Annotated in this window: 26 protein-coding genes; 9 read left to right on the top strand and 17 right to left on the bottom strand. The window is 66.0% G+C overall.

The annotated features are described in order from the left end of the window. Positions 1 to 55: 55 nt before the first annotated feature. The 13 genes from AC3FNH_RS05250 to AC3FNH_RS05190 all read right to left on the bottom strand — a co-directional run bounded on the left by AC3FNH_RS05250 (position 56) and on the right by AC3FNH_RS05190 (position 12,800). On the bottom strand, positions 56 to 418 hold the full coding sequence (locus AC3FNH_RS05250; RefSeq protein WP_488719291.1) for a copper-binding protein: 363 nt from the start codon (positions 416 to 418) through the stop codon (positions 56 to 58). Continuing rightward, the gene (locus AC3FNH_RS05245; RefSeq protein WP_488719290.1) at positions 415 to 3,585 is read right to left on the bottom strand and encodes an efflux RND transporter permease subunit; all 3,171 of its coding nucleotides are present in this window, start codon (positions 3,583 to 3,585) and stop codon (positions 415 to 417) included. The genes AC3FNH_RS05250 and AC3FNH_RS05245 overlap by 4 nt, the downstream gene beginning before the upstream one ends. After that, positions 3,582 to 5,132, bottom strand: coding sequence for an efflux RND transporter periplasmic adaptor subunit (locus AC3FNH_RS05240; RefSeq protein ID WP_488719289.1), 1,551 nt, complete (start codon positions 5,130 to 5,132; stop codon positions 3,582 to 3,584). The genes AC3FNH_RS05245 and AC3FNH_RS05240 overlap by 4 nt, the downstream gene beginning before the upstream one ends. Beyond that, complete coding sequence (locus AC3FNH_RS05235; protein WP_488719288.1) at positions 5,129 to 6,430, bottom strand: TolC family protein; 1,302 nt, start codon at positions 6,428 to 6,430, stop codon at positions 5,129 to 5,131. Before AC3FNH_RS05235 ends, AC3FNH_RS05240 begins: the two co-directional genes overlap by 4 nt. A 70-nt stretch (positions 6,431 to 6,500) precedes the next feature. Further along, on the bottom strand, positions 6,501 to 6,902 hold the full coding sequence (locus tag AC3FNH_RS05230; RefSeq protein ID WP_488719287.1) for a hypothetical protein: 402 nt from the start codon (positions 6,900 to 6,902) through the stop codon (positions 6,501 to 6,503). 122 nt (positions 6,903 to 7,024) lie between these two features. After that, positions 7,025 to 8,089 carry a calcium/proton exchanger gene (gene cax / locus AC3FNH_RS05225; RefSeq protein ID WP_488719286.1) on the bottom strand — a complete coding sequence of 355 codons (1,065 nt, stop codon included), beginning with the start codon at positions 8,087 to 8,089 and terminating at the stop codon, positions 7,025 to 7,027. A gap of 21 nt (positions 8,090 to 8,110) precedes the next feature. Beyond that, positions 8,111 to 8,740: a hypothetical protein gene (locus AC3FNH_RS05220; protein WP_488719285.1), complete on the bottom strand. Its 630-nt coding sequence runs from the start codon at positions 8,738 to 8,740 to the stop codon at positions 8,111 to 8,113. A gap of 16 nt (positions 8,741 to 8,756) precedes the next feature. After that, complete coding sequence (locus AC3FNH_RS05215; RefSeq protein ID WP_488719414.1) at positions 8,757 to 9,398, bottom strand: hypothetical protein; 642 nt, start codon at positions 9,396 to 9,398, stop codon at positions 8,757 to 8,759. A 308-nt stretch (positions 9,399 to 9,706) separates the two neighbouring features. After that, on the bottom strand, positions 9,707 to 10,597 hold the full coding sequence (locus AC3FNH_RS05210) for a transglutaminase-like domain-containing protein (RefSeq protein WP_488719284.1): 891 nt from the start codon (positions 10,595 to 10,597) through the stop codon (positions 9,707 to 9,709). Then, complete coding sequence (locus AC3FNH_RS05205; RefSeq protein WP_488719283.1) at positions 10,594 to 11,754, bottom strand: zinc-binding metallopeptidase family protein; 1,161 nt, start codon at positions 11,752 to 11,754, stop codon at positions 10,594 to 10,596. The genes AC3FNH_RS05210 and AC3FNH_RS05205 overlap by 4 nt, the downstream gene beginning before the upstream one ends. 14 nt (positions 11,755 to 11,768) lie before the next feature. Beyond that, positions 11,769 to 12,053, bottom strand: a complete 285-nt coding sequence (locus tag AC3FNH_RS05200) for a hypothetical protein (protein ID WP_276099660.1) — start codon at positions 12,051 to 12,053, stop codon at positions 11,769 to 11,771. Between the two features lie 141 nt (positions 12,054 to 12,194). Beyond that, positions 12,195 to 12,488: a hypothetical protein gene (locus AC3FNH_RS05195; RefSeq protein WP_488719282.1), complete on the bottom strand. Its 294-nt coding sequence runs from the start codon at positions 12,486 to 12,488 to the stop codon at positions 12,195 to 12,197. 27 nt (positions 12,489 to 12,515) lie between these two features. After that, positions 12,516 to 12,800, bottom strand: coding sequence for a hypothetical protein (locus AC3FNH_RS05190; protein WP_276099658.1), 285 nt, complete (start codon positions 12,798 to 12,800; stop codon positions 12,516 to 12,518). Between the two features lie 300 nt (positions 12,801 to 13,100). Between AC3FNH_RS05190 and AC3FNH_RS05185 the strand changes: the two genes are divergently transcribed. The 3 genes from AC3FNH_RS05185 (at position 13,101) to AC3FNH_RS05175 (ending at position 14,867) form a co-directional block, all read left to right on the top strand. Next, complete coding sequence (locus AC3FNH_RS05185; protein ID WP_488719281.1) at positions 13,101 to 13,820, top strand: Crp/Fnr family transcriptional regulator; 720 nt, start codon at positions 13,101 to 13,103, stop codon at positions 13,818 to 13,820. A 247-nt stretch (positions 13,821 to 14,067) separates the two neighbouring features. Next, the gene (locus AC3FNH_RS05180) at positions 14,068 to 14,328 is read left to right on the top strand and encodes an XRE family transcriptional regulator (RefSeq protein ID WP_276099656.1); all 261 of its coding nucleotides are present in this window, start codon (positions 14,068 to 14,070) and stop codon (positions 14,326 to 14,328) included. A gap of 200 nt (positions 14,329 to 14,528) precedes the next feature. Next, positions 14,529 to 14,867 carry a YfeK family protein gene (locus AC3FNH_RS05175; RefSeq protein ID WP_276099655.1) on the top strand — a complete coding sequence of 113 codons (339 nt, stop codon included), beginning with the start codon at positions 14,529 to 14,531 and terminating at the stop codon, positions 14,865 to 14,867. A gap of 119 nt (positions 14,868 to 14,986) precedes the next feature. Here AC3FNH_RS05175 and AC3FNH_RS05170 read toward each other — a convergent pair whose 3' ends face one another. Then, positions 14,987 to 15,205 carry an SDR family NAD(P)-dependent oxidoreductase gene (locus AC3FNH_RS05170; protein ID WP_488719280.1) on the bottom strand — a complete coding sequence of 73 codons (219 nt, stop codon included), beginning with the start codon at positions 15,203 to 15,205 and terminating at the stop codon, positions 14,987 to 14,989. 238 nt (positions 15,206 to 15,443) lie between these two features. Here AC3FNH_RS05170 and AC3FNH_RS05165 point away from each other — a divergent pair, with 238 nt between their 5' ends. From AC3FNH_RS05165 to AC3FNH_RS05155, 3 genes are all read left to right on the top strand, one after another. Further along, positions 15,444 to 17,351, top strand: a complete 1,908-nt coding sequence (locus tag AC3FNH_RS05165; protein ID WP_488719279.1) for a sensor histidine kinase — start codon at positions 15,444 to 15,446, stop codon at positions 17,349 to 17,351. Further along, the gene (locus tag AC3FNH_RS05160) at positions 17,341 to 18,660 is read left to right on the top strand and encodes a sigma-54-dependent transcriptional regulator (RefSeq protein ID WP_488719278.1); all 1,320 of its coding nucleotides are present in this window, start codon (positions 17,341 to 17,343) and stop codon (positions 18,658 to 18,660) included. Before AC3FNH_RS05165 ends, AC3FNH_RS05160 begins: the two co-directional genes overlap by 11 nt. Before the next feature lie 354 nt (positions 18,661 to 19,014). Next, the gene (locus AC3FNH_RS05155) at positions 19,015 to 19,614 is read left to right on the top strand and encodes a helix-turn-helix domain-containing protein (RefSeq protein ID WP_276099651.1); all 600 of its coding nucleotides are present in this window, start codon (positions 19,015 to 19,017) and stop codon (positions 19,612 to 19,614) included. Positions 19,615 to 19,632: 18 nt separating this feature from the next. On the opposite strand, the gene ocd is transcribed toward AC3FNH_RS05155, so the two are convergent. Both ocd and AC3FNH_RS05145 read right to left on the bottom strand, forming a co-directional pair. Continuing rightward, positions 19,633 to 20,709: an ornithine cyclodeaminase gene (gene ocd / locus AC3FNH_RS05150; RefSeq protein ID WP_488719277.1), complete on the bottom strand. Its 1,077-nt coding sequence runs from the start codon at positions 20,707 to 20,709 to the stop codon at positions 19,633 to 19,635. 30 nt (positions 20,710 to 20,739) lie between these two features. Next, the gene (locus tag AC3FNH_RS05145; RefSeq protein ID WP_276099649.1) at positions 20,740 to 21,621 is read right to left on the bottom strand and encodes a dimethylarginine dimethylaminohydrolase family protein; all 882 of its coding nucleotides are present in this window, start codon (positions 21,619 to 21,621) and stop codon (positions 20,740 to 20,742) included. 160 nt (positions 21,622 to 21,781) lie between these two features. Between AC3FNH_RS05145 and AC3FNH_RS05140 the strand changes: the two genes are divergently transcribed. Beyond that, complete coding sequence (locus tag AC3FNH_RS05140; RefSeq protein ID WP_276099648.1) at positions 21,782 to 22,204, top strand: Lrp/AsnC family transcriptional regulator; 423 nt, start codon at positions 21,782 to 21,784, stop codon at positions 22,202 to 22,204. Between the two features lie 4 nt (positions 22,205 to 22,208). On the opposite strand, the gene AC3FNH_RS05135 is transcribed toward AC3FNH_RS05140, so the two are convergent. Then, positions 22,209 to 22,340, bottom strand: coding sequence for a hypothetical protein (locus AC3FNH_RS05135; protein WP_488719276.1), 132 nt, complete (start codon positions 22,338 to 22,340; stop codon positions 22,209 to 22,211). Between the two features lie 88 nt (positions 22,341 to 22,428). On the opposite strand from AC3FNH_RS05135, the gene AC3FNH_RS05130 reads away from it, so the two are divergent. Both AC3FNH_RS05130 and AC3FNH_RS05125 read left to right on the top strand, forming a co-directional pair. After that, entirely contained in the window at positions 22,429 to 23,568 is a 1,140-nt protein-coding gene (locus AC3FNH_RS05130; RefSeq protein ID WP_488719275.1) for an HPP family protein, read from the top strand. Positions 23,569 to 23,798: 230 nt separating this feature from the next. Continuing rightward, entirely contained in the window at positions 23,799 to 24,956 is a 1,158-nt protein-coding gene (locus AC3FNH_RS05125; RefSeq protein WP_276099646.1) for an AI-2E family transporter, read from the top strand. The last annotated feature ends 5 nt before the right edge of the window (positions 24,957 to 24,961 follow it).

The following is a 24,961-nucleotide window of genomic DNA, read 5'->3' as shown; positions in this document are numbered from 1 at the left end:
TTTTTTTGATCGCCGACCTGCGGGGTAACCGAGTATCGCTGATGCGGTTGCGCGCCTATTTTCGCTGCATGTCCACAACAGTCGGCTTGCCGTCGACTTTGTCGAACGTGACGGAAACCGACTCGCCCTCCTTGAAGTTCTTCAGCGACGCGCGGTCCTTGACCGGAAAGGCCATGGTCATGGCGGACATGCCGAGGTTCTCGATCGGGCCGTGCTTGAGCGTTACCTTGCCGGCCTGCGTATCGATCTTCCTGATCTCCGCCGCAACGGGTTGCGGCGCCTGCTGCGAGGTTTGCGATGGGGCAGACGGCTTCATGTCCATGCCTTTCATGTCCATGCCCTCCATGGATCCAGCGGCGAATGCGGCCGGGGCGGCAGCGAGGGCAAGCACAAGTGCAAGCGTCTTGACGGTTTTCATGATGATTCCTCTTGAAGTGAGGGGTGGGTGGAAAGTGAGACAGGCTTGGTCTGGCGCCGGCGTATCAGCAGATACACCGCCGGTACCACAAACAGGGAGAGCAACGGCGCCGTCACCATGCCGCCGACCATCGGGGCAGCAATGCGCTGCATGACCTCCGAGCCGGTGCCGTGCGACCACATGATGGGAATCAGGCCGGCGAGGATGACCGCGACCGTCATGGCCTTGGGACGAACCCGCAGCACGGCGCCTTCCTGGATGGCTTCCAGCAGCGCGGACATGCTGGCTTCGCCCCTGTCCTCGCGTTCGTTCCAGGCCTGCTTCAGGTAGAGCAGCATGATCACGCCGAACTCCGCCGCTACGCCGGCCAGCGCGATGAAGCCGACGACGCCGGCTACCGACAGGTTGTAGCCCAGCAGATAGAGCAGCCAGAAGCCGCCGATGAGCGCCAGCGGCAGCGTGCCCATGATGAGCAGCGCTTCATCGAGGCGGCCGAACACCAGGTACAGCAACACGAAGATGATCAGCAGTGTGAACGGCACCACCACCTTCAGCCTGGCGGTGGCCCGCTCCAGGTACTCGAACTGACCCGACCAGCTGAGGGAATAGCCCGCTGGCATCGGCACCGCCTTGCCCACCACGGCCTGCATGTCGTGAACGGCCGACCGCAGGTCGCGTCCGCGGATATCCACGTACACCCAGCCGGACAGGCGGGCGTTCTCGCTGCGCAGCATCGGCGGGCCCTGCACCACCCGGAGGCGCGCCACATCGGACAGCGTGATCTGCTGCCCCCTGTCGGTGACGATGGGAAGGGCGCGCAGTTGCTCCACCGAGTCGCGGTAGTCGCGTGGATAACGCACATTGATGGGAAAGCGCGCCAGCCCGTCGACCACTTCTCCCACGTTGTCGCCACCGATGGCGGATGACACGATGCCCTGGACGTCCTCGATATTGAGTCCATACCGTCCCGCCGCCATACGGTCGATGTCGACATCGACATAGCGTCCGCCGGTCAGGCGCTCGGCAAGTGCCGAGGTAACGCCCGGCACCGTCTTGACCGCTTCCTCGATCCGCGTGGCCAGCCGGTCGATCTCCTTCAGGTCCGTGCCCGCCACCTTGATACCGACCGGGCTCTTGATGCCGGTGGCGAGCATGTCGATGCGGTTGCGGATCGGCGGCACCCAGATGTTGGACAGGCCCGGCACCCTCACCACGCGGTCGAGTTCCTCCACCAGCTTGTCGGTCGTCATGCCGGCGCGCCACTGGTCACGCGGCTTGAACTGGATGGTGGTCTCGAACATTTCGATCGGGGCCGGATCGGTCGCCGTGTCGGCGCGGCCGGCCTTGCCGAACACGGTGGCCACCTCGGGAACCGTCTTGATCAGGCGGTCGGTTTGCTGCAACAGCTGCGCCGCCTTGCCGGCTGACAGCCCCGGCAATGCCGACGGCATGTAGAGCAGGTCACCCTCATCGAGCGGCGGCATGAACTCGCCACCGATCCGCATGATCGGCCAGGCGCTCGCGGCCAGCAGAATCGCCGCAATCGCCACGGTGGTCTTCGGGTACCCGAGCACCCTGGCCAACACCGGTTGATAGGCGCGAATCAGCCATCGGCTGAGCGGATTGGACTGTTCCGCGGGGATCCTGCCGCGGATCATGTAGCCCATCAGGACGGGAACGAGGGTGACGGAGAGACCCGCTGCCGCGGCCATGGAATAGGTCTTGGTAAAGGCCAGCGGCGAGAACAGCCGGCCCTCCTGCGCCTCGAGGGTGAACACGGGGATGAATGACAGCGTGATGATCAGCAGCGAGAAGAACAGCGCCGGTCCCACCTCGGCCGCCGACTCGCCGATTACGCTCCAGCGTTCATGGCCGGTCAGCTCCCGTCCGGGGTTGTCCACATGCCAGTGTTCCAGGTGCTTGTGCGCGTTCTCTATCATGACGACCGCGGCATCGACCATGGCGCCGATGGCGATGGCGATGCCGCCCAGCGACATGATGTTGGCGTTGACGCCCTGGTAGCGCATGACCAGGAAGGCGGCCAGCACGCCCAATGGCAGCGAGACAATCGCCACCAGGGCGGAGCGCAGGTGGAACAGGAAAGCCAGGCAGACCAGCGCGACAACGATGAACTCTTCGATCAGCTTGTGCGTCAGGTTCTCCACCGCCCGCTTGATCAGGGCGGAGCGGTCATAGGTGGTGACGATCTGCACGCCTGCCGGCAGGCTCTCCTGCAGCGTGGCAAGCCTGGCCTTGACCGCTTCGATGGTGTCCAGCGCGTTCTTGCCCGAGCGCATCACGACGACACCACCGGCGACCTCTCCCTGGCCGTCGAGTTCGGCGATGCCGCGCCGCATCTCGGGGCCGAGCTGGACCGTGGCGACATCGCCCAGCCGCACCGGAATGCCGGCATCGCCGGTCACTAGCGGAATCTGCCGGAAATCATCGAGCGTCTTCAGATAGCCGCTGGCGCGGACCATGTACTCCGCCTCACCCAGCTCCAGCACCGAGCCGCCGGTTTCCTGGTTGGCGCCCCTGAGCGCCGCCAGCACCCTGGCCTGCGACAGCTTGTAGGCGCGCAGCCAGTCCGGCATCAGGACCACCTGGAACTGCTTCACCATCCCGCCAAGCGAGGCGACCTCGGCGACATTGGGCAGCGCTTTCAGCTCGAAGCGCAGGAACCAGTCCTGGAGCGCGCGCAGTTGACTCAGGTCGTGCCGGCCGGTCTTGTCCACCAGCGCGTACTCGTAGATCCAGCCGACCCCGGTGGCATCCGGCCCCAGCGCCGGCCTGGCAGCGGCCGGCAGGCGCGATTGCACCTGGTTCAGGTATTCCAGTACCCGGGAGCGCGCCCAGTACAGGTCGGTGCCATCCTCGAACAGCACGTAGACAAACGAGTCGCCGAAGAAGGAGTAGCCGCGCACGGTCTTCGCGCCCGGCACCGACAGCATGGTGGTGGTCAGCGGGTAGGTGACCTGGTTCTCGACAATCTGCGGCGCCTGGCCGGGAAACGGCGTGCGGATGATGACCTGCACATCGGACAGGTCCGGCAACGCGTCGAGCGGCGTGCTGCGCACCGCCCACAGCCCCCATGCGGTCAGCATGACCGTGGCCAGCAGGACCAGGAAACGGTTGCGGATGGAAGCAAGGATCAGCCGGGCGATCATGGCTGTGCCCCGCGGGTGGTGCCGGCCGGCTCGACCGAGGACAGGACCGGCAGGCCGTCGCTGTCCAGGTGGAAGCGGAAGCGGACACGGTCACCGGCCTTGAGCCCTTTGGGCAGGCCGGCGGGCGGCGCGGCAAAATCCATGGTCATCGCGCCCCATTGCGCCGAGGGAATCGGCCCGTGCGAGATGGTCAGGCCCTCACCCGTCACGGCCTCGATGCGACCGGCGCCCTCGTGCTCGGGCGCGGCCGCCGCCGCCGACGCCGCCGCCGCTGCCGAAGCCGGCGGCGTCGCGCTCATGCGTTCGGCCGTGCCGCGCAGGCTCGCTTCCGAATCGATGAGGAACTGTCCCGAGGTGACCACCTTCTGGCCGGCCTTCAGCCCGTCCAGCACCTCGACCATGCCCGCTGCTTCGCGCCCCGTCCTGACTTCGGTTGCCACATAGCCCGCCTGGCCGGCATCCACCATGACAATGCTGCGCTGGCCGGTGCGGATGACGGACTCGAGCGGAATCATCAGCGCCTCCTTTTGGTCGCCGCTGTCGAACCGGACCGTCACGAACATGCCCGGCAACAGGTGCCTGCCCTGGTTGGACAGGACAATGCGCACCTTGACGGTTCGCGTGGCCGGATTGACGTCGGGCAGGATTGCGTCGACCTTGCCGGACACAGGTTCCGGCGCGGCGGTGGCAGACATCGTCACGGTCTGTCCAGGCGTGATGGCGCGCGCCTGGGTCTCGGGTACTTCGGCAATCACCCAGACCTGGCCCAGATCGGCCAGCCGGAACAGGGTCATGCCGGGGGAGACGGTCATGCCCTCCCGGACCGCAACCTCGGTGACGAGGCCGTCGACCGGGCTCGCAATGCCAAGATTGGGCTGGAGCTTGCCGGATGACTCGACGGCGCTGACCTGGGCCGGGGTCATGCCAGCCTGCAGCATGCGGGCCCTGGCCGCGCTGCGCAGGTCGGACGGTTCACCCGCGGCCATGCGGGACACGGCGAGATATTCCTCTTGCGCGGCCACCCAATCGGGCGAGTACAAAGTCACCAGCACTTGCCCGCGCCGGACCGGGTCGAGGGTCGCCTTGACCGCGAGATGCTGAACGAAGCCGTTCGTTCGCGCCTGAATCACCTGGACGCTGCGTTCGTCGATGGCGACATTGCCAGGCGCCTCGAGCACGGCGCCCATCCGGCCCGCCTTGACCTCGGCCGTGCGGATGCCCAGATTCTGCGCGACACGACTGTCGACCGTGATGCCGTTGCCTCCGGCATCCCCGTCCGCATAGACAGGCACGAGCTGCATATCCATGAAAGGCGACTTGCCCGGCTTGTCGAAACGCTGGCCCGGTACCATCGGATCGTGCCAGTACAGGATCTTTCTGCCAGTCTTCGGATCGGTGTCGCCTGCTTTGAGCGCAGACGCCGCGCCAGGCGCGGCCGAGGACTGCGCCGACTGTGTGCCGCGCGTGACGCCGAGTTGGTAGGCGCCAAAGAGGGCGGCGCCAACGACAACCACGCCGGCCACCGCTGCAATGACTGGTTTCTTCATTTGGTTTCCTTGGCGGCCGGCTCGGTTTGCGCGGTGGGCAGGGGGACCAGGAAGGCCAGGTCGGCCCACAGCTTTGCCGTCCTGGCCTCCAGCGCCAGCCGCTCCACCGCCGTGTCGATGGCGCGATGGTTGGCCTCGGCGACGGCAAGCAGCGATCCGGCATTGGCCCGGTAGGCCGTAAGCGTTGCGTCCGCCTGCTGGTTGGCGAGCGGCAAAGTCTTCTCGTCGTAGCGTTTGAGCCGTTCAAGGTTGCGCTGCAGTTCGGCAAGCTTGACGCCTACCGTGGTCTGGGTATTGCGCCGGATGACTTCGGACCTGGCACGCGCCTCGGTGGCCTGTGCCAGCCTGGCACTGACGTCGCGATCCTGGCGTTTGCCCCGGTCCCATGGCACCGGAAAACTGACGTTCAGCGAGCCCATGTTGGAGTAGGCCGGGCCGCGCTGGCTGTACATCAGTTCGACCGTGACATCCGGCGTCCTGGCTTCCGTTGCCACCTGGATCTCCGACTCGGCCAGCGCCACGTCGCGCTGCGCGGCAGTGACCTCAGGCACCGCGTCGAACCCGCCTTTGGCCAGTTGCAGGACGCTCTGGGGCACTTCGAGCGGGGGCCGGTCGGACAGCGGGCGGTTGGCCGCGGGCCCGATCCAACGCTCCAGATTGAGCATGGCGGAGGCAATGGCGGCCCGGTTTTCGTCCAGGCGGTCATGCAGCTTCTGGATCTCCAGTTCCATCGCCAGGACCTCCGCGCGCGTGCCCCGCCCGCTGCGATAGGCGGCCGTCGCCGCCTGCAGCGCCAGGTCCAGGGGGTGGCCGTGATGGCCGAGCAGTGTGCCCGTCTGCTCGGCGTACCACCGGTCGAGCCAGGCGCCGACCGCATTGCGCTGCACGTTGGCCAGTCCGACCGCGCGCTGGGCCTCGGCGGCAGTCGCCTCGGCATCAAAGCGCGCCGCCCTGGCGCGGCGCTTGTCCGGGCGCGTGAATTCCTGCATCACGCTGATGGACCGCATGGTCATGAAGTCCCGCGTGAGCGAGAACTGGTCCGGCCCGGTCACCGGGACGTTGTTGAGACCGAGCTTGAGTACCGGGTCCGGCAACTGGCCGGCGGAAACCGCCATCTGGACGGCCGCCTCGACGGCGCCGGGAGAGATTTCGGCATCGCCGGCGCGGGTGGTCGCAAGCGCGACGGTTTCCTCGAGGGAAAGGGATGGGGCGGATGGCGCAGCCGCGGCAAGCGACACCGCCAGGCCGAAGGCGGGCGCGCAAAGCAGCGCCAGCGTCAAGCGACGTGGAAATAGCATGAAGCCTCCATGAACGACGACGGCTGCCCGAATCTAGCTGGGCAGCACCGAACGGGCGTCGATCTGGAGGCTATGTCTGAAAACTGCAGTGAAGGATATTCAGCGGTGGCGGGCCGCGCGCCTCCACCTCGGCGCGCAGGGCAATGCAGCCCTCCACAGGGACCACGCGTGTGGGTTCGATGACGCTCATCAGCACCGGCAGGAATGCCGGAAGCTGCGGCGATACATGGTCAGCGCTCTTGGAATCCGCCTGGCAGTGCGCCAGACAGAGCGCGCTCTGGTCAGGGCCCTGGTCGCTATCCCCAGCCGCCATATCGGCACAGGATTCGGTCATCGCCGCCGCCGTGCCGCTGCCTTCCATCTGGTAGCGGCTACCGGTACAGGCGTACGCGGCCGCAGCCAGCTGGACTGTCAGGAAAACAACGAGAAGGAGGCCAGCGAGCCAGGGATGCCGGCGAACCGAGTGACGCAAGAGTGTTTGGCGGTGGGCATGATAGTCGCAAGGATACTGTCTTTTGCGGGTAATGCAACTTGACCTTTCGCCGCAGGGATCCGCCGCGCCGGTGCATTAGTCTCCCACCAAACAAACCATCCCTATCCCGGCAGGAAGAAAAAGGTAAGAGCAAGCGCAAGATAGACGACCAGCAACTGCGTGCCCTTGAACCAGTCGGCGTGCCCATCGCTCGCCATCTGCGCCGTGACCAGCACCGACAGGATGACAATCAGCACAAGGGCCGGACGGAACGCGAGGTCCATCGGCGCCGGACCGAGGAAATGGCTTGCCAGCACCAGCACCGGCGCGACGAACAGCGCCACCTGGACGCTCGAGCCGACCGCAATGGAAAACGACAGGTCCATGCGATTCTTCATTGCCGCGGTAATAGCCGATGCATGCTCGGCTGCATTGCCCAGGATCGCGACCACGAAGGCACCGACAAAAATATCGCTGAGCGCGTATTCATGCATCACGGGGGCGAGCGAACCCACCATGATCTCGCTCATCCACGCAACGGCCGCGGTGGCTGCCGCCAGAATCGCAAGCGCCGCTCCCGTGGATGCGTGTGCCTTGTGCTCCGTGTCTTCCTGAATGGCCATTTCGGCTTCGTGCGCGCTGCGGAACAGCGCCGGGTGCGTAACCAGCGAGAACACCAGGTACAGCGCGTAGACGACAAGGAGGACGATGGCGATCGAAACGCTGAGAGGGTCCAGCACGGCCGACTTGCCCTCGACGGCTTCGAAGGCAGCCGGAAGAATCAGCGCGATGGCCGACAGAATGAGCATGGTCGCCTGGGAACGAGCGCCACGCGGATTGAAGGCCTGTTCGGGATAGCGGATGCCCCCGGCGAGCATCGCGGCGCCAAACACCAGCAGCAGGTTCCCGATGATGGAACCGACAATGGACGCTTCTACTACCTGATGCAGTCCGGCACGCAAGGCAGTCAGCGCGATGATCAGTTCCGCCGCATTGCCGAACGTCGCATTGAGCAGTCCGCCAACAGCTTCGCCCATGCGTTCCGCCAGTTGCTCTGTGGCGTGGCTCATTCGTCCGGCAAGGGGCAGGATGGCCAGTGATGAGGCAGCAAATATCAGGAGGTGATGGTCGGGAGCCAGGAACTCCAGGGCGATTGCAATCGGGACAAAGACAAGAAGCCAGTTCATCCACATAGTTTGCCTCTTACTCTAGAAGCTGACACCCAGCGACATGATCGCGACCTGCTCGTGCGAGCCAGGGTTGAACCAGTAGAAACCAGCGGTGACCTTGCGCACCGTGACCTGGAAAAAGCCGCCCCGCTGGAGATCGCGGTCGCCCCCGTAAATCCGCGTGCGCTGGGCGACGAGGCCCAATCTCAGCCATTCGACGGGGCGGTAGCCCAGTTCGCTCCAGGCATAGAGGTATCCCGGTTCTGCCCCGTTCGGATCCAGGTATTCGGCTTCGATGTAGTAGTCGAACTTGCTGATGGCCACGCTGGCCTCGAGCCCGCCAATCACACCGTGTGTCGAGCCCCAGACGAATCCGACGATAGGCGTCGCCTTGAACTGGATGGCTTCGCCCCCCGCGAATGACCAGCCGATGAATGCCGACTGCGAATGCTTCGCCTCGTAGTTGGTTCTTGCCTCAAGGTGGAGTTGCGATTTTTCAGCAATGAAGATGCCGCTGAGATAGTCGCCGCTCTCGCGCGGCATGTTCCAGTAGCCGGTTGCCGAAAACGTCCAAGGCGTGCTGGCAGGCATTGGGGCAGCATCCGGTGCAGGCTGGGGCGGCTCCTCTGCGCTTGCGCCGGCCGCCGCAAGCGTGAGGGCCAGCAGCAAGGTCGCGGCACGCACCTCAGCCACCCAGCGCAATGACAGCTGCAGTCAGGGCGGCCCCTCCCGCCATCATGCCCAGGCCGGTGGCCCACCCGCCAATGCCTGCGTAGCGGCCCAGCGCCCATCCGGCGATAAAGAGCATGGCGAGCGTCAGCACGCGCGAGATCAGCAGTGCCTGGCGCACGTCTGCCACCAGCACGAACGGCAGCGCTACCGGAAACGTGGTCAGGACGACAATGCAGAAGATCCGCACGGACGCCAGCAGGTCGCCCAGGTTCAGGCGGGGACGGGCCGGCAGTGTCGGGTCGGCGGCGAGCCGCGCCCGCACGGCTTCCAATTCCGTCTCGGTCACCAGCGACCTCATTTTCCGTGGCAAGGCATCACGTATGAGAGCGGTTGCCACCGAACGGTCCTTCGCATTCCTGACGGCCAGCGCGAGGGCGAGCCTCTGGCCGCGGCCTGCCAGCGTGCGCACCAGGAACATGACTGCGTCGACCAGCCCCCAGGCCAGGTTGCAACCCAGGGCGGCATGCAGCATGGTGCGGCTGGCGTTCGGCCCGCCCGTGCCGCTCGCCACCGCGCCCACAAAAGTGAGCGCCATGAACAGGCCGAAGCACATCTCGGATACACGGTCCACCACGTCCAGCACCGGCTCTCGCATCTCTGCGCCTTCCGGCGCGGCTGGCGTGCCTGCGCCGATGCTCGTCTTGGGTGTATTTGCCACGGAGAGCTCCCCGCTAGTGCCGCTATCTGTCCGCCTTGCCTCGTCATGACAAGCCGACGTCCGCCGTAAGTCACATTCCGCCGGATTCGCCATATGACCATAGGGCAGGGATCCCCCGAATGCAACCCGGACGCCGCGCAGTTGTGGCGGCCCTTGACCGACGCTTTGACGTAGCTGGCGGGCCACAAACCGGCCAGGGATTTTCCAGTCTCCGCGCTGCGCGCCAGCCGTGCGGCGCACCGGGTTCATCGATTGCCAGTCGAGACGGCCTTCTCCGTGTGGTACGGCATCACGAAGCCTTGCGCCGGTTCGTCGATGGCGATGGCATGAACCATTGGCGCGTAGATCGGCGTGACGTCGCCGAAGATCGTCGCGAACGACACATCGGCGGCGTCGCGGCCGGTGCCGATCCGTACGAAACCCATCGGAATGCCGGTTCTGGACGGATCGACGATATACCAGCGGTCGCCGACATAGACTTCGACATAGGCGTGGAAATCGGGCGGACCCAGCGACGGGTCCGCGCCGTAATCAGTGCCGGTGGTGAACCGCGCCGGGATGTTGACGGCCCGGCAGAGCGCAATCATCAGGTGCGAAAAATCACGGCATACGCCGGCACGCTCGATCAGCGTTTCGACGGCCGACGTGCGCGCATTGGATGCGTTCGCCGTGTAGGTGATCTGCCGCTGCACCCATGCCATGATGGCCTGTACGCGCCGATAGCCCTGGGGAAGGCTGCCAAACTCTTCCATCGCCAGCCGCAATAACTTGTCGGACTCGCAATAGCGGCTGGGATAGATATAGCCCAACACCTCCAGTGGCAACCGATGGATCGGGATCTCCTGCAACTGAGCGGGATCGGCCCGATGGTGCCGCAGGTCGACCGTGGCCCGATACGATATCGCCAGTTCCCCCGGCTGGGCGCGCAACCGCATGTAGCGGTTGCCCGTCAGCGCATCGGTCTGGATTTCAGCCTCGATGGCCTGGCTCAGCGACAGGTGCTCGGACGACACCCACTGGCATGACGTGTGCGCGGGATGGATATTGAAGATGAAGTCGGCGCCCGGTGTATCGATGTGGTACGCCAGGTCGACGTGCAGCTCGATCCGCACTTTGGGCGAGCAGAGGGGACTCATACCGGACACTTGCATTGCGGCAGCCCGGGCAGGCGCGACACTGCGCAATGGATGAAGTGTAGTTTGGCGACGGCACGCCGGGGCAGGACGAACGGATAGAAATCGTGCTGGCCCATCGCGCGCGACATCTCGTTCATCACGCCGGTGATCCGGATCCACCGGTGGAGCATCTCAAGGAACGCTTCCCGGTCGGGGTCGTCGGTCCACCACAGGTCAGGTACGCCGAAGGATTCGGACTCGCTATCCACCTGCATCGGCGCGATGCCGAAGCTGATAGCAGTATCGAGCGTGTCGCGAAGATGGAGATAGTGCGCCCAGCTTTCCGCCCAGTCCTCGAACGGGTGGACACTCGCATAGGCGCTGACGAAGTGCTGCGCCCAATCGGCCGGCGGGCCATGTCGATAGTTTGCCTTCAGTGCCGCGGCGTAATCCTGCCGGTCGTCCCCGAAGACGCGGCGGCCGGCATCCTGCCAGTCGCTTCCCATGATCAGCCGCCACCAGTAGTAGTGGCCGACCTCATGGCGGAAGTGACCGAGCAGCGTTCGGTAAGGCTCGTGCATTGCGACGCGGGCGCGCTCGCGAAACACGTCGTCGGCCTCTTCCAGGTCGATGGTGATGATGCCGCGCACGTGCCCTGTCAGCACACGCGGCTGTCCAGGCAAACGACGCAGGAAGTCGTAGGCAAGTCCCCTGTCACGGTCCTCCACCACTTTGGATTTGACCGGCAAGCCAAGCCCGATGAGCTGTGACACCAGCCGGCGCTTGGCCCTTTCCAGGTTTTGCCACAGCGGCAGGTTCTCGCTGCAGGACAGGTCCGGAATGGTGCGGTTGAGCCGGCAAGCCTTGCACAAGTCCGGATGCGCCGCGTCGTCGGGCTCGATCAGCCAGTTGCAGGACGCGGCGGTGGTGAAGTTGGCACAGCGGCGGTACAGGAGCGCGCTTGCCGCGTCATTGCCGACGATCCGCCAGGTGTCCGGTTCCGGCCCCGCTTCCAACGGATACAAGCCCCGCAGCGATGGCGCGTAGCCAAGCGGCGCTTCGCATGCCAGGCAGCGGCTGTTGCGGAAGAAGACTTGCTGGCCGCAGATGCACTGATACGCGCGAGGGATCGCGACGCCATGGGCGGCTTTCGCAGAAGGCAGAGGCAGGTCGGTCAAAGCGTTGTCCGATACTAGACGCCTCCCATGCTCTGGCCGGGGACAAGGCCATCGATGATCTGCTCTCCCGTCCTGACCGCCGCGCGCTTCGCGAGGCCAAGGCTTTCCCATTGTTCCGCGGCCAAGGCAAAGACCTTGCCGTTGGCAGCGGTTGGTTCCTCGCCTTCACGGCAGATGACGACGGAAGCGCTGTAGGTGCGGTCAGGCCGCCGCTCATGCCACTCGCGGGGCGAATCATAGCGGTAGACCAGCGGATAAAGGTCGAAGCCCTTGTAGTTGGCACTCGGGGAATTGTCCATTGTCATCTCCGTTGGACCGTGCTCTCACTGTACGCTCTTGCGCCAGGGCATGCAGGATTACTTGAACCGCAATCCGTCAGGCGCGCGGCGAACCTCCGCAGCATTGAAGGCGTTCGTTTCTACCGCACCTTGCGTAACCCTCTACCAAGTGGCCTCGGCAATCCCATAGACAAAGGCGTACAGGTTTTCCAGGGTGGGTTCGCTGGTGCGAAGCCATTGCTGGCAGAATGCCGCGCAGGCTTCATCCGAAAGTTCCTGGCCGCTCGCAACGTCGTGCAGCCGCCGGGCCCACGGCCAGGGGTCTCCGCCATCCAACGCCTGGCTTAACGGCATCAATAACGCGGCGACCGCGCTGATACGCTCGTTATCCGCCTGTTTCGCCCACTGGCTGGAAAGACCGCCGCTGCCAACCACCTCTGCATCTTCGATTCGCATCACATGCCTCATTTGGGGATCTTTCGATCACGAGTTCGTGCGGGAAGCCCGGACTGACGACCACGTGCTATTTGTCATTCGTTCCGCGTTCCCGCGAATCATCAGTGCGCTGTCGTCCAGAACTTCGGATGAATCGCTGAGCTCGATCCTGGGCACTTCGGGAAACAGGACCGAAACGAGTTCGTCGGCGACCTGATGGGAATCGAAGGGACCAAAGCGATAGACCGATGCGCCATCGACCTCGGCAAAGCACCAACCGCCATTCAACGCCGGGAAGAGAATCACGCTGTGACCTGCATGCTGGATAGCCATACAACCCCCTATCTCCTGCGCATCCACGGCGTCTTGTTCGGTGCGCAACCTCCACGCCACGGTCACAGGACAGAATCGATGCAGCCACAATAAGAGATCGCCTGCGACCTGTCGGTACGCTATCGTGCAAGTCGTGCAATTTTTGCGTGTTCGAAGAATCCGATCGGCCACATTACCTTGGGCAAGGGGCGCGTGACGCACCCATCCGTTCTTGCCGAAGGTATATATTGGAATCCCGATGCTTGCATGGCCTGTTTCTCGTTTCACCATCGACACGCGATTGCACAAGGGAAGCGAGATATGCTGCACTTGGACGCTCCGCGAGGGAATCATCTCTTGTCCGTTCTGCCAGAGTCAGAATGGTCTCGCCTGGCGGCACAACTGATGCCCGTTGATCTTCCGCTGGGCAGCGCGATCTACGAGTCCGGCGACCGCCTGGACTATGCCTTTTTCCCCACCACGTCGATCGTGTCGTTGCTCTATGTCATGGAGAACGGCTCGTCGGCCGAGATCGCCATCGTAGGAAACGAAGGCGTCGTCGGAATCGCCATCTTCATGGGTGGAGAAACCATGCCGAGCCGCGCTATCGTGCAGAGTGCGGGCGCGGGCTTCATGCTCGACCGCGCGGCAATGAAAGCGGAGTTCAACCGTGGCGGGCCAATGCAGCGGCTGCTCCTGCGCTATACGCAGGCACTGATTACGCAGATGGCGCAGACCGCTGTCTGTAACCGGCATCACTCCATTGACCAGCAGCTTTGCCGCTGGCTCCTGCTGAGCCTGGACCGTTTGCCCACCAATAAGCTTCGCATGACGCAAGAGCTGATCGCCAACATGCTGGGCGTGCGCAGGGCAGGCGTGACCGAGGCAGCGCTGAAATTACAGGAGGCAGGCCTGATCCATTATCACCACGGGTGCATCGACGTGCTGGACCGGGCTGGCCTGGAGGCTCGCGTGTGCGAGTGCTACACCGTCGTCAAGCAGGAGTTCGACCGACTCCTTCCCAACTTGCAGGCGATCTGAGGGATCCGAAAGCGTTCTCCCGATTTCAGTGCGCGGCTTCGAATCGAGGGGCGGGCAGCCTGTGCCATGCGGTGACGGCGCACGCATTGTGTCACTGTGATGACTGCCAGGGCCCAGGAGGCTCTGCACCAGATCGGTGTTTCCCCGAGATTGTCTTTACATTGGCCTCCCGCAATAATCGCGGCCTCACCCACCATCAGCCAATGCAGAAAGGGGTTGTTGTCGAGGGATAAGCAAAGGAGTCCACATGTTTCGCTTCGTATATGGAAAGAGCAATGTTTATGCGCAGCTTGGCTTCGCGGACGCCGAAGAGATCCCCGTCAAGGCGGGAATTGTGCAGGACATCACCAACCGGATTCGTGTCACCGGACTGACAATCTCCGAGGCTGCGACCATGCTCGGGACATCGCAATCCGATCTTCTCCTGGCGCTTGGTGGGAAGTTCCAATCCTTCCGCGCCGCGGAATTGCGCACCTGGCACGATCGCCTGAGTTTCTCCCCGCGGTAATTCCCGGCGAATAGCCCAACAGGCCGTAGCACGAATGACCGGCTCTGCTTCCAAGGTACTTTCGTAGCTTGCCGTGTCACCGATCTGGGTTCAATATCGGACTCGTTCGGCACGCCAAGGTAACGCCCGCGCTACGTCCAAAATGAGAGAGTGCTGTGTCATTGCATGTTCGCAATACTCTGTTTGCGTTGGCCATGAGCATGGCCACGATGGTCGCGGCCGGCGAGGCCAGGCCCGCTGTGCAGTTGGAAATTACATCACTGCTTTCCCGCCTGGAAACATCGGGGTGCCGGTTCAACCGCAATGGCGTGTGGCACACGGCATCGGAAGCGAAATCCCATTTGCTCACCAAGCTCCATTACATCGAAGACCGGACCACGTTAGTGAGCACTGAACAGTTCATCGAACTCGCCGGTAGCAAGAGCAGCTTTTCCGGCAAGCCGTATCTGGTTCAATGCGGCAACGCGGCGGCACAGCCAAGCGCAGTGTGGCTGACGGCGCAGTTGCATTCGCTGCGAGCGGCATCAAAGCGGCCCTGAACGCCGCCCACAGGTGCGCTGGGGGCCAGTAGTCAACCGTTCAGGCGCCGCGCGAGGCACCGTGCAACGTCAGCCGGCCACGACGGGCATCATTGCTCCGCATACCAGCGCTCCCGCCATCATGTGGCCGATATCCGCGACCTGGCCGATGTCGCCGGCCACCAGCCATCCCCTGCGTCCCGTGGATCGCACGCCTGCAAGGCTTGTTCGGCGCGGTTATCGACACGGTGTACCGCCAGCACAACGTTGGCGCCCTCCTGCGTGAAGCGCAACGCGATGGCACGGCCGATCCCACTCGCACTGCCAGTCACAAGCGCTGTCTCGCCCGCCAGTTTCATGGCCCCTCCCCATGCGTCGACGCCGACGCCTGACTGCTGCTGCCCATAACGGTCTGAGCCACAGTGGGTTCGGAAGTTCGCCGCAAGGCCGCGGGCCGCGAAGCCGCGCTACATGGCGCCGCCGGCAGGAGCCTGGGCCAGCCCCTCCCTTTTTTGTTTTTGTGTCTCCACGGTGTGGTAAAAGTAGGCGCCCGCCAGCCTTGCGGCGCCGCATATCAGCAGCCTTACCCAGCACTTCATGACCGGCCAGCCCGATCCGTTCCACGACCCCGCCCGCCACCCTGCCCCCCGCTCCCCCGCCCTGCGCGGCGCCGCGCCGCTGCTCGCGCTGCTGGCGCTGGCCGTGCTGGTCGGCCTGGCCGGGTGGCTGGGCTACCGCTTCAGCTATGACACCGCGCTGGCACGGCAGGCCGAGCGCGGACAGGTGCAGCTGCGCCTGTACGCGCAGGCGCTGGAAAGCGAACTGGCGCACTACGACTACGTGCCGGGGCTGCTGACGCTGGACGAGCGCATCGGCACGCTTTTGCGCCAGCCCGGCGACAGCGCCGCGGCGGCGCGCGCCAACGACTACCTGTCCGCCCTCAACACGCGCGCCGGCACCCGCGCGGTCTATGTGCTCGATGCGCGCGGCAAGGTGCTGGCCACGAGCAACTGGCAGCGGCCCGACAGCTACCTGGGCGAGGACCTGAGCTTCCGCCCGTACTTCCGTACCGCCATGGAAGGCCAGCTCGGCCGCTTCTACGGCGTGGGCACCACGCGCAGCGAGTCGGGCTACTACCTGTCCGCGCCGCTGGGCGAGCGCGACAACCCCGACGGCGTGGCCGTGGTCAAGATCGGCCTGGAGCCGCTGGAAAACCGCTGGCAGGGCGCCGACAGCCAGATGCTGCTCGCGGACGAGAACGGCGTGGTGATCCTGGCCTCGGACCCATCCTGGAAACTTGCGGCACTGCACCCTCTATCGCCCGATGTACGCGAGCGGCTCGCGCGCAGCCTGCAATACAACCGCGCGCCGCTGCCGCAACTGCCGCTGTCGGAAGTGCGCCTGCTCGGCAATGGCAATGGCAATGGCAGCGACCGCCTGGTGCGGCTGCGCCAGGGCCCGCCGATGCTCGCGCAGCAGGCCGCGCTGCCGGGCACCGACTGGCACCTCACGCTGCTGTCCAATACCTCGCAGGCGCGCGTCGCGGCACTCAACAGCGCGGCGCTGGCCGGCGTGCTGACGGCGTTCGTGCTGCTGCTGGGCGCGGCCTGGAACGTGCGCCGGCGCATCATCGGCGAGCGGCTGGCCGCGCGCGCCGCGCTCGAAGCCGCCAACAGCGAACTGGAGCGCAAGGTGGCGGAGCGCACCGCCGACCTGTCGACCACCAACCAGCGCCTGCAGGCCGAGGTCAGCGAGCGCATCCGCACCGAGGCCGTGCTGCGCCAGGCCCAGGACGGCCTGCTGCAGGCCGGCAAGCTGGCCGCGGTGGGGCAGATGTCGACCGGCATCGCGCATGAACTCAACCAGCCGCTGGCGGCACTGCGCACGATTTCCGGCAATACCGGCAAGTTCCTCGACCGCGGCGACTATGACACGGTGCGCGCCAACCTCGGCACGATCATCGGCCTGGTGGAACGGATGGGACGCATCACCGGCGCGCTCAAGTCGTTCGCGCGCAAGCCCGGCAACGGCCTGCGCCAGGCCGAGCTGGCGCAGGCGGTGGACAACGCGCTGTTCCTGCTCGATACCCGCGTCGAGGCCGCGCACCCGCGGCTGCAGCGCGAGATCGAGCCGGGGCTGCTGGTGGCCTGCGACCCGAACCGGCTCGAGCAGGTGCTGGTCAACCTGATCGGCAACGCGCTTGACGCCGTATCGGGGCGCGAACAGCCGATGGTGTCGCTGCATGCCCATGTGAGCGGCGGCACGGCGCACCTGACCGTGCGCGACAACGGCCCCGGCCTGTCGGAAGAAGCGTTCTCGCGGCTGTTCGAGCCGTTCTTCACGACCAAGCCTGCCGGCGAGGGCCTGGGCCTGGGCCTCACGCTCTCGGCAGGCATCCTCAACGAAAGCGGCGGCAGCCTGTCCGCCTCCAATCATCCGGACGGCGGCGCGTGCTTCACGCTGGTCCTGCCGCTGGTCCGCCAGGAAGCCCCTCATGCCAGCTGAGCTGACTGTACTGATCGTCGAGGACGATGCCGACGTGCGCCTGGGCTGCGAGCAGGCGCTTGGCCTGGAAGGCATTGCCACGCGCGGCGTGGCCAGTGCCGAGGCCGCGCTGCGCGAGACCGCGGCGGGCTGGCCCGGCATCGTGGTCAGCGACATCCGCCTGCCCGGCATCGACGGCATGGCCCTGCTCGCGCAACTGCGCGCGCGCGACCCGGCGCTGCCGGTGATCATGATCACGGGGCATGGCGACGTCGGCCTGGCCGTGCAGGCGATGAAGCAAGGCGCCTATGATTTCCTGGAAAAGCCGTTCTCGCCCGAGCAGCTGGTGGACGCCACGCGCCGCGCGCTGGAACAGCGCCGCCTGACGCTGGAGGTGGCGTCGCTGCGCGAGCGCCTGGCCGGCCGTGACAGGCTCGAGGCCCGGCTGATCGGCCACTCGCCCGCGATCGAAAGGCTGCGCCGGCTGATCGCGGACCTGGCCGACACGGCGGCCAACGTACTGATCCACGGCGAGACCGGCACCGGCAAGGAACTGGTGGCGCGCTGCCTGCACGAAGCCAGCCAGCGCCATGCGCGCAACTTCGTCGCCATCAACTGCGGCGGCCTGCCCGAGCAGCTGTTCGAAAGCGAGATCTTCGGCCACGAGGCCGGCTCCTTCACCGGCGCCGCGCGCCGCCGCATCGGCAAGGTGGAACACGCCGAAGGCGGCACGCTGTTCCTCGACGAGATCGAGAGCATGCCGATGCCGCTGCAGATCAAGCTGCTGCGCGTGCTGCAGGAACGCGTGGTGGAGCGCCTGGGTTCCAACGCACCCGTGCCGGTGGACGCGCGCGTGGTCGCGGCCACCAAGGCCGACCTGCGCGCGCTGTCGGACGCTGGCCAGTTCCGTTCCGACCTGTATTACCGCCTCAACGTGATCACGCTGGAACTGCCCGCGCTGCGGGAGCGGCGCGAAGACGTGCCGCTGCTGTTCGAGCATTTCGTGGCGCAGGCCGCGCTGCGCTTCGGGCGCGACGCCGTGCCGGCCACCCCGGCCGAGCTGGCCACGCTGGTGGCCTACCCCTGGCCCGGCAATGTGCGCGAACTGCGCAACCTGGCCGAGCGCCACGTGCTGGGGCTTGGCTGCGATCCGGGCCACGGCACCACCGCACCGGAGGCGCTGCCGCTGGCCCAGGCGGTGGAGCAGTTCGAGCGCGCCCTGATCGCCGATGCGCTGCGCCGGCACGACGGCAACCTCAGCCGCGCCAGCGAGGCGCTGGGCGTCGCCAAAACCACGTTGTTCGACAAGACTCGCAAGTACGGCCTGTAGCCCGCTAGCGGCAATGCGACGGGAACTGGCACCGCTTGCGCGGGCCAGCCTGGTTGAGCATTATTGCGGCGGATTGCGGAATGTGTGTCAAAGAACAAAAATGCCAGTCGATTATTGTTCATGACCAGTGATATTCTGCTCTTTCCGGCATATTATTGGGTCCAGCTTAGCCACACGGACCGGTCAGCAAAGAACAGCCACAAAGAAAAGAACTAGAGCAGCAACGCAGCTGCGGTCGGGCCAGGGAGCGGGCCGACGAACAGGGTCAGTCAACCAGGATGACGGCAGCAGGCCGTGCGGCGCAGGTGCCTGGCGCAGCGCGGGGCCGTGATCGGGACTACTTCGGGTGATGGGATGAAACTGGATCCGGCACTGGCTGAAAAGCCTTACTACAGCACGCGTACCGCGGCAAAACTGCTCAACGTATCGTTGGGCACCGTGCAGAAGATGGTCGAGCGCGGCGAGCTCGGCGCCTGGAAGACCAATGGCGGCCACCGCCGCATCCACAAGGAAACCGTGCACCGCCTGCTGGCGACGCGCGTCGGCCATGACGCGCCCGCCAGCGGCAACGCGCTGGACCTGGTGGTGTTCCACCCCAACCACCAGGAAGCCCAGCGCATCCACGGCCAGCTCGGCAAATGGGGCCTTCCGCTGCGTACCGCGGTGGTGGACGACCTGCTCGACACGGTGATCGCCTCGGTCAGCGCGCAGCCGCGCGTGGTGCTCTATTACGTCGACGAACTGAACGACGCCGAGTCCGCCACCATCGAGAAGCTGCAGAACTTCTTCTCCAGCCTGCACGTGATCTTTGCGGTCATCACCAACCGCCAGGCCTACGAAGGCGTGGCCGACGCGCTGCAGCACTGGGGCATCATGGTGTTCCTGAAGACACCCTCGCTCGAAGAGGTCAAGGGCTTCCTGCGCGCGCAGCTGATGATGGGCCGGGGCGGCTGACGCCCCGCCCGAGGCCGGTCACGCCAGCGCCGTCTCCTGCGGTGCTGCCGCGCGCGGCGCCTGCGCGTCCACCATCCAGCCATACAGGTTGCGCGGGTCCGGCGGCATCGCCACCAGCTCGATCTGCCGGCCGGCATGGCGTGCGCACGCGGCCGCGTACAGCCAGCGCAGCGCCGAGTAGTCTTCGAGCGCAAACCCGACCGAATCGAAGATCGTCACCTCGTCCGCGCCGGCACGCCCCGGCGCGCGGCCTGAGAGCACCTGCCAGAGTTCGGTGACCGGCGCGTCGGGCGCGAGCTGCTGGATCTCACCTTCGAGCCGCGTCTGCGGTTCATACTCCACCACGATGCGCGCCTGGCGCAGGATGTCCCGATGCAGCTCGGTCTTGCCCGGGCAGTCGCCGCCGAGGGCGTTCAGGTGCATGCCCGGGCGCACCATGTCCGGCGTCAGGATCGTCGCCTGCTTCTTGTCGGCGGTCACCGTGGTGACGATGTCCGCGTCCGCCAGCGCGGCCCGCACGGTTTCGACCGGAACGATGGACAAACCCGGAACCGCCGCGAGGTTGCGCGCCAGCCGCGCCGTGGCCTCGCGGTCAATGTCATAGGCACGGACCTCGCGCACGCCCAGCATGGCGTGGAAGGCCAGCGCCTGGAACTCGGCCTGCGCGCCATTGCCGATCAGCGCCATGACCGCGCTGTCCGGCCGCGCCATGGCGCGCGCGGCCAGTGCCGAGGTGGCGGCCGTGCGCAGCGCCGTGCCCAGGGTCAGGTCGGCCAGCATCAGCGGGAAGCCGGTCTTGACCTCGGCCAGCATGCCGAAGGCCATCACGGTCGGCATGGCGAAACGCGCATTGCGCGGATGACCGTTCACATACTTGAACGCATACTGCACGCCGTCGCTCACAGGCATCAGCTCGATCACCCCGACCGGCGAATGGCTGGCCAGCCGGGCCGACTTCTCGAACTGATCCCAGCGCAGGAAATCCTGGCGCACGTGGTCGGACAATTGCGCGAGGGCAACCGGCACGCCGATGGCGCCGACCAGCCTGGCAACGTCCGTGGCGTCCAGGAAGCGCGTCATGGTGGTGTCTTTCATGGTGGACTCCCGAATCCCGGTGACAACCGTTCACGCTGCCGCGCGAGACGCGTTGAGCGTCCCGCTGCTGCGGTCCAGGCGCAAGGTCATGCAATAGGCGCCACCGCCGGACAGCATGAACGGCGACAGGTCGACTTCGCGCAACTGGTAGCCGCGCCCGCCCAGTTCGGCGCGCAGGTGCGGCGTCGTGCGCGTCATCACGACCTGGTCGTGCAGGTTGACGGCGTTCACGCTGAAGTGGCGCAGGTCGTCCTCGGTCGCCTCGATGCGCAGGCTGGCCGGCACGCGTGCGCGCAGGTCGCGCAGCGACGCTTCGGAGAAGGCCGGCGGGTAGTACAGGATCTCTCCCCCCGACAGCGGGCAGAAGCACACATCCAGGTGATAGCTGTGCTGCGTGGCCAGTTCCAGCGCCACCACCTCGCGCCCGAACCGGGCCGCCATGGCATCGGCCGCCTCGCGCGAGGAGCGCGGACCGAAGCCGGCCCAGAAGTGGCCGCGGCTGGCGTCCCAGATGCAGTCGCCCGCGCCCTCCTGGTAGCAGCCGTCCGGAAGCTGCATGACTTCATCGACCAGCCCGCGCTGGCGCATGCTTTCGAAGATGCTGGCGAACGGCGCCTCTTCGCCGCGCCGCTGGGGGTAGCGGAAGCGCGCCAGCACGGCGCGGCCGTCCAGCACCACGGCGGCATTGGCCGGGAACACCATGTCCGGCACGCCCGGGAAGCCCGGCGCCAGTTCGACCGCGAAGCCGGCCAGGCGCAGCGCATCGTGCAGCGCATCAAAGGCATTGCTGGCATCGCGGTGCATGCCGCGGGGATCGCGCGCCCACGCTTGCGGATCCATCCACGGGTTGATGCTGTACGACACATCGTAGAACGTGGGTTCGACAAGCAGGATGGTAGGGGTGGTGATCACGGCGGCTCCTTGAAGGCGTCGGCAGCAGGCTGCGGCGCGGTTATTTGTTCGATTGCATTCTGGTGCAGGCCGGTGTTAACTAATAGCCAGCAACTTGCACAATCTGCGCTGTTGAATGTACAAATCGCCAGGACAAAACAACAAAGCGCCAACCCGCCCCATGGACGCCATTGACCACCAACTGCTCTCGCTGCTGCGCGACAACGCCCGCACGCCGGTCACGGCGCTCGCGCAGGCGCTGCGCGTGTCGCGCGCGACCGTGCAGAACCGTATCGACAAACTGGAGAAGGAAGGACTGATCGTCGGCTATACCGTGCGGCTGCGGCCGGAGGCCGAGCCGCACCGCATCCGCGCGTGGATGACGGTGGCGGTGGAAGGCAACAAGGCCCGCACCGTGCTGCAGGCCTTGCGCGGCGAGCCGAATGTGCAGGCGCTGCACACCACCAACGGCCGCTGGGACATCATTGCGGAGCTGCGCGCCGATTCGCTCGAAGCGTTCGACCGCACGCTGGACCGGATCCGGCTGATCGACGGCATCAGCGCGACGGAGACCAGCATCCTGCTGTCGACCTACAAGCTTTAGCGCTTCAGCGCGTAGCGCTCAGCTTGCCGGTCGCGACGCCGCGCAGGCGCTCGCGGCTGAACTCCTCATGGAAGACCTGCCCGCTCGGCCGCAGCAGGTCGCGCAGCGAGACAATGCCGATCAGCCGCATGGACATGGTGTCGGTGCTTTCCACCCCAAAGGCCGCCAAATATATCACCCCGTGATATATTACGCCGACCATTCCAACGCGCCCCCGTTCCCGAATGCCTTCCGCCCCCGCCGTCGCTGCACTTGCACATACCACCCGTGCCTGGCTGCGCACTTTCGTCCCCTTGCCGGTATCGGCCAGCCGTCTCGAGCGCATCAAGAGTTGCCTCGGCGCGCTGCTGGGCCTGTTTTGCACCGAGTGGATCAGCCACCAGACCCTGGGCGGCTTCAACCCATGGTTTGTCGCGCCGATGGGTGCTTCGGCGGTGCTGCTGTTCGCAGTGCCTTCGAGTCCACTCGCACAGCCCTGGTCGATCATCGGCGGCAACCTGTTCGCCGCGCTGATCGGCGTGGCCTGCGCGCGCTGGATTCCCGACCCCGGCCTGGCCGCGGCCACCGCGGTGGCGGTCGCCATCGCGGTGATGTTCCAGTTCCGTTGCGTGCACCCGCCCAGCGGCGCGGTGGCGATCACTGCTGTGTTTGGCGGACCTGCGGTCAGTGCGCTGGGCTTCGGCTTCGTGGTCGTTCCGGTGCTGTTCAATTCCATGCTGCTGTTGCTGATGGCACTGGCCTTCAACAACCTGTCGCAGCGGCGCTATCCGCACCGCCCGCCCGAGCCGCCGGTGCAGCACCACACCAGCGATCTTCCGCCCGGACAGCGCGTCGGCTTCACGCGCGCCGACCTGCACGATGCGCTGCAGGCGCGCGGCGAGTTCCTCGATATCGAAGAAGACGATCTCGAAGCGATCCTGGTGGCGGCGCAACTGCGCGCGTACCGGCGCCGCTTCGGCAACGTGCTGTGCTCCGACATCATGTCGCGCGACGTCGTGACGGTGCGCGCCGAGCGGCCCGCCACCGAGGCCTCGCACCTGCTGAAGCGGCACCGCATCAAGGCGCTGCCGGTGGTCGACGAGCACCGCAAGCTGCTGGGCATCGTCACCCAGAGCGACTTCTTCTCCGCTCAGCGCGACACCGGTGCGCGCCGCCTGGCCGGCACCGTGCGCGACCTGATGACGCGCGCCGTGGTCACCGCGCGCCCCGAGCAGCCCATGGTGGAACTGGCGCAGGCGTTCAGCGACGGCGGCCTGCACCACGCGCCCGTCATCGACGACCACCACCGCGTGGTCGGCATGGTGACGCAGTCGGACCTGGTGGCAGCGCTGCTCAAGGACGGCGTGATGAGCGCCACGTCCTGACCAGCCAGTTCTTTGCGCACGGCAACGGGCGCTACGGCGCCCGTTTGCGCTTTCATGCTTTCCATGCGGTGCTGGCGCATGTCATACAGGTGTGGCACTGTGGGTTGTTCCCTCGGCTATGCCCGCACGAGTGCCTGCACCGGCCCCCGAAATGGCCCTCTCGCCGCCGGGGGGACCGACGTAGGCTATATTTACGCCGTTTCCGTCACTCCGGCGGAATTGGAGAAGTCATGAGTTCCGGCCAACTGATTGAAAAGATCGCCGCCGTATTCGCGCTGGTCGTGCTGATCGGCGGCTCGTTGCTGGTTCTGGCACCGTTCACGACGGCGCTGCTGTGGGGCGCCATCCTGGCATTCAGTTCGTGGTACCCCTATACGGTGCTGGCGCGCTGGCTCGGCAACCGGCGCGGCCTGGCAGCGCTGATCTGCGTGGTGCTGGCCACGGTGATCGTGCTCGGCCCCTTTGTCTATGCGGGCGCCAGCTTTGCCGCGCATATCGATGAACTCTCCGGCCTGGTCGACCGCTACATGGACCAGGGCGTTCCGCAGTTGCCCGACTGGCTCAGCAGCCTGCCCTATGTGGGCAGCTATCTGCAGACGTCGTGGCAGGGGTTGTTCCACGCCGACTCCGACATGATGGCCAACCTGCGCAAGCTGATCGCGCCGGTCGGCCATGCGCTGCTCGGCGCCGGGCTGTCGGTCGGCGCCGGACTGGGGCAGCTCGCGCTGTCGATCATCCTCGCGTTCTTCTTCTACACCGGCGGCGAATACGCGGTCGACTGGCTGCGCGCGGGCATGCGCCGCATTGCCGGCGAGCGCGCCGACCACCTGCTCGCGCTGGCCGGCAGCACGGTCAAGGGCGTGGTCTACGGCGTGCTCGGCACGGCGTTCATCCAGGCAGTGCTGCAAGGGATCGGCCTGTGGATCGCGGGCGTGCCGGGGGCTGCCATCCTGGGCTTCGTCACGTTCTTCCTGTCGGTGATCCCGGTCGGGCCGCCGCTGATCTGGCTGCCTGCCGCGCTGTGGCTCTATCACGCTGGCGCCACGGGCTGGGCGATCTTCCTGGTGGTATGGGGCGTAGCCGTGGTCGGCATGGCCGACAACATCATCAAGCCCCTGCTGATCAGCAAGGGCACGGGCATGCCGCTTATCTGGATCATGATGGGCGTGCTCGGCGGCGCACTGGCCTTCGGTTTCCTGGGTGTATTCATCGGCCCGACCCTGCTCGCGGTGGCCTACGCCCTGCTGCGCGACTGGACCATCGGCTCGCAGATCGAAGCCGTGCAGCGCGCGCAAGCCATGGCGCCGGCGCCCGCGCCCAGCCCCGCGCCCGCGCTGGTCGACAACCCCGACGCACCGGCTGTCGCGCCGGGCAAGCGGCCCGGCTGAGCGCG

The organism is Cupriavidus sp. 22TCCZM01-5 (assembly GCF_057798915.1).
This window is presented reverse-complemented; position numbering and strand designations above follow the sequence as displayed.

What these genes read in the sequence shown, in the direction of transcription:
- AC3FNH_RS05250 (WP_488719291.1), bottom strand. Translation starts at nt 418, where the DNA reads ATGAAAACCGTCAAGACGCTTGCACTTGTGCTTGCCCTCGCTGCCGCC.
- AC3FNH_RS05245 (WP_488719290.1), bottom strand. Translation starts at nt 3,585, where the DNA reads ATGATCGCCCGGCTGATCCTTGCTTCCATCCGCAACCGTTTCCTGGTC.
- AC3FNH_RS05240 (WP_488719289.1), bottom strand. Translation starts at nt 5,132, where the DNA reads ATGAAGAAACCAGTCATTGCAGCGGTGGCCGGCGTGGTTGTCGTTGGC.
- AC3FNH_RS05235 (WP_488719288.1), bottom strand. Translation starts at nt 6,430, where the DNA reads ATGCTATTTCCACGTCGCTTGACGCTGGCGCTGCTTTGCGCGCCCGCC.
- cax (WP_488719286.1), bottom strand. Translation starts at nt 8,089, where the DNA reads ATGAACTGGCTTCTTGTCTTTGTCCCGATTGCAATCGCCCTGGAGTTC.
- AC3FNH_RS05215 (WP_488719414.1), bottom strand. Translation starts at nt 9,398, where the DNA reads ATGCGAGAGCCGGTGCTGGACGTGGTGGACCGTGTATCCGAGATGTGC.
- AC3FNH_RS05210 (WP_488719284.1), bottom strand. Translation starts at nt 10,597, where the DNA reads ATGAGTCCCCTCTGCTCGCCCAAAGTGCGGATCGAGCTGCACGTCGAC.
- AC3FNH_RS05200 (WP_276099660.1), bottom strand. Translation starts at nt 12,053, where the DNA reads ATGGACAATTCCCCGAGTGCCAACTACAAGGGCTTCGACCTTTATCCG.
- AC3FNH_RS05195 (WP_488719282.1), bottom strand. Translation starts at nt 12,488, where the DNA reads ATGCGAATCGAAGATGCAGAGGTGGTTGGCAGCGGCGGTCTTTCCAGC.
- AC3FNH_RS05190 (WP_276099658.1), bottom strand. Translation starts at nt 12,800, where the DNA reads ATGGCTATCCAGCATGCAGGTCACAGCGTGATTCTCTTCCCGGCGTTG.
- AC3FNH_RS05185 (WP_488719281.1), top strand. Translation starts at nt 13,101, where the DNA reads ATGCTGCACTTGGACGCTCCGCGAGGGAATCATCTCTTGTCCGTTCTG.
- AC3FNH_RS05180 (WP_276099656.1), top strand. Translation starts at nt 14,068, where the DNA reads ATGTTTCGCTTCGTATATGGAAAGAGCAATGTTTATGCGCAGCTTGGC.
- AC3FNH_RS05175 (WP_276099655.1), top strand. Translation starts at nt 14,529, where the DNA reads ATGGCCACGATGGTCGCGGCCGGCGAGGCCAGGCCCGCTGTGCAGTTG.
- AC3FNH_RS05170 (WP_488719280.1), bottom strand. Translation starts at nt 15,205, where the DNA reads ATGAAACTGGCGGGCGAGACAGCGCTTGTGACTGGCAGTGCGAGTGGG.
- AC3FNH_RS05165 (WP_488719279.1), top strand. Translation starts at nt 15,444, where the DNA reads ATGACCGGCCAGCCCGATCCGTTCCACGACCCCGCCCGCCACCCTGCC.
- AC3FNH_RS05160 (WP_488719278.1), top strand. Translation starts at nt 17,341, where the DNA reads ATGCCAGCTGAGCTGACTGTACTGATCGTCGAGGACGATGCCGACGTG.
- AC3FNH_RS05155 (WP_276099651.1), top strand. Translation starts at nt 19,015, where the DNA reads ATGAAACTGGATCCGGCACTGGCTGAAAAGCCTTACTACAGCACGCGT.
- ocd (WP_488719277.1), bottom strand. Translation starts at nt 20,709, where the DNA reads ATGAAAGACACCACCATGACGCGCTTCCTGGACGCCACGGACGTTGCC.
- AC3FNH_RS05140 (WP_276099648.1), top strand. Translation starts at nt 21,782, where the DNA reads ATGGACGCCATTGACCACCAACTGCTCTCGCTGCTGCGCGACAACGCC.
- AC3FNH_RS05135 (WP_488719276.1), bottom strand. Translation starts at nt 22,340, where the DNA reads ATGTCCATGCGGCTGATCGGCATTGTCTCGCTGCGCGACCTGCTGCGG.
- AC3FNH_RS05130 (WP_488719275.1), top strand. Translation starts at nt 22,429, where the DNA reads ATGCCTTCCGCCCCCGCCGTCGCTGCACTTGCACATACCACCCGTGCC.
- AC3FNH_RS05125 (WP_276099646.1), top strand. Translation starts at nt 23,799, where the DNA reads ATGAGTTCCGGCCAACTGATTGAAAAGATCGCCGCCGTATTCGCGCTG.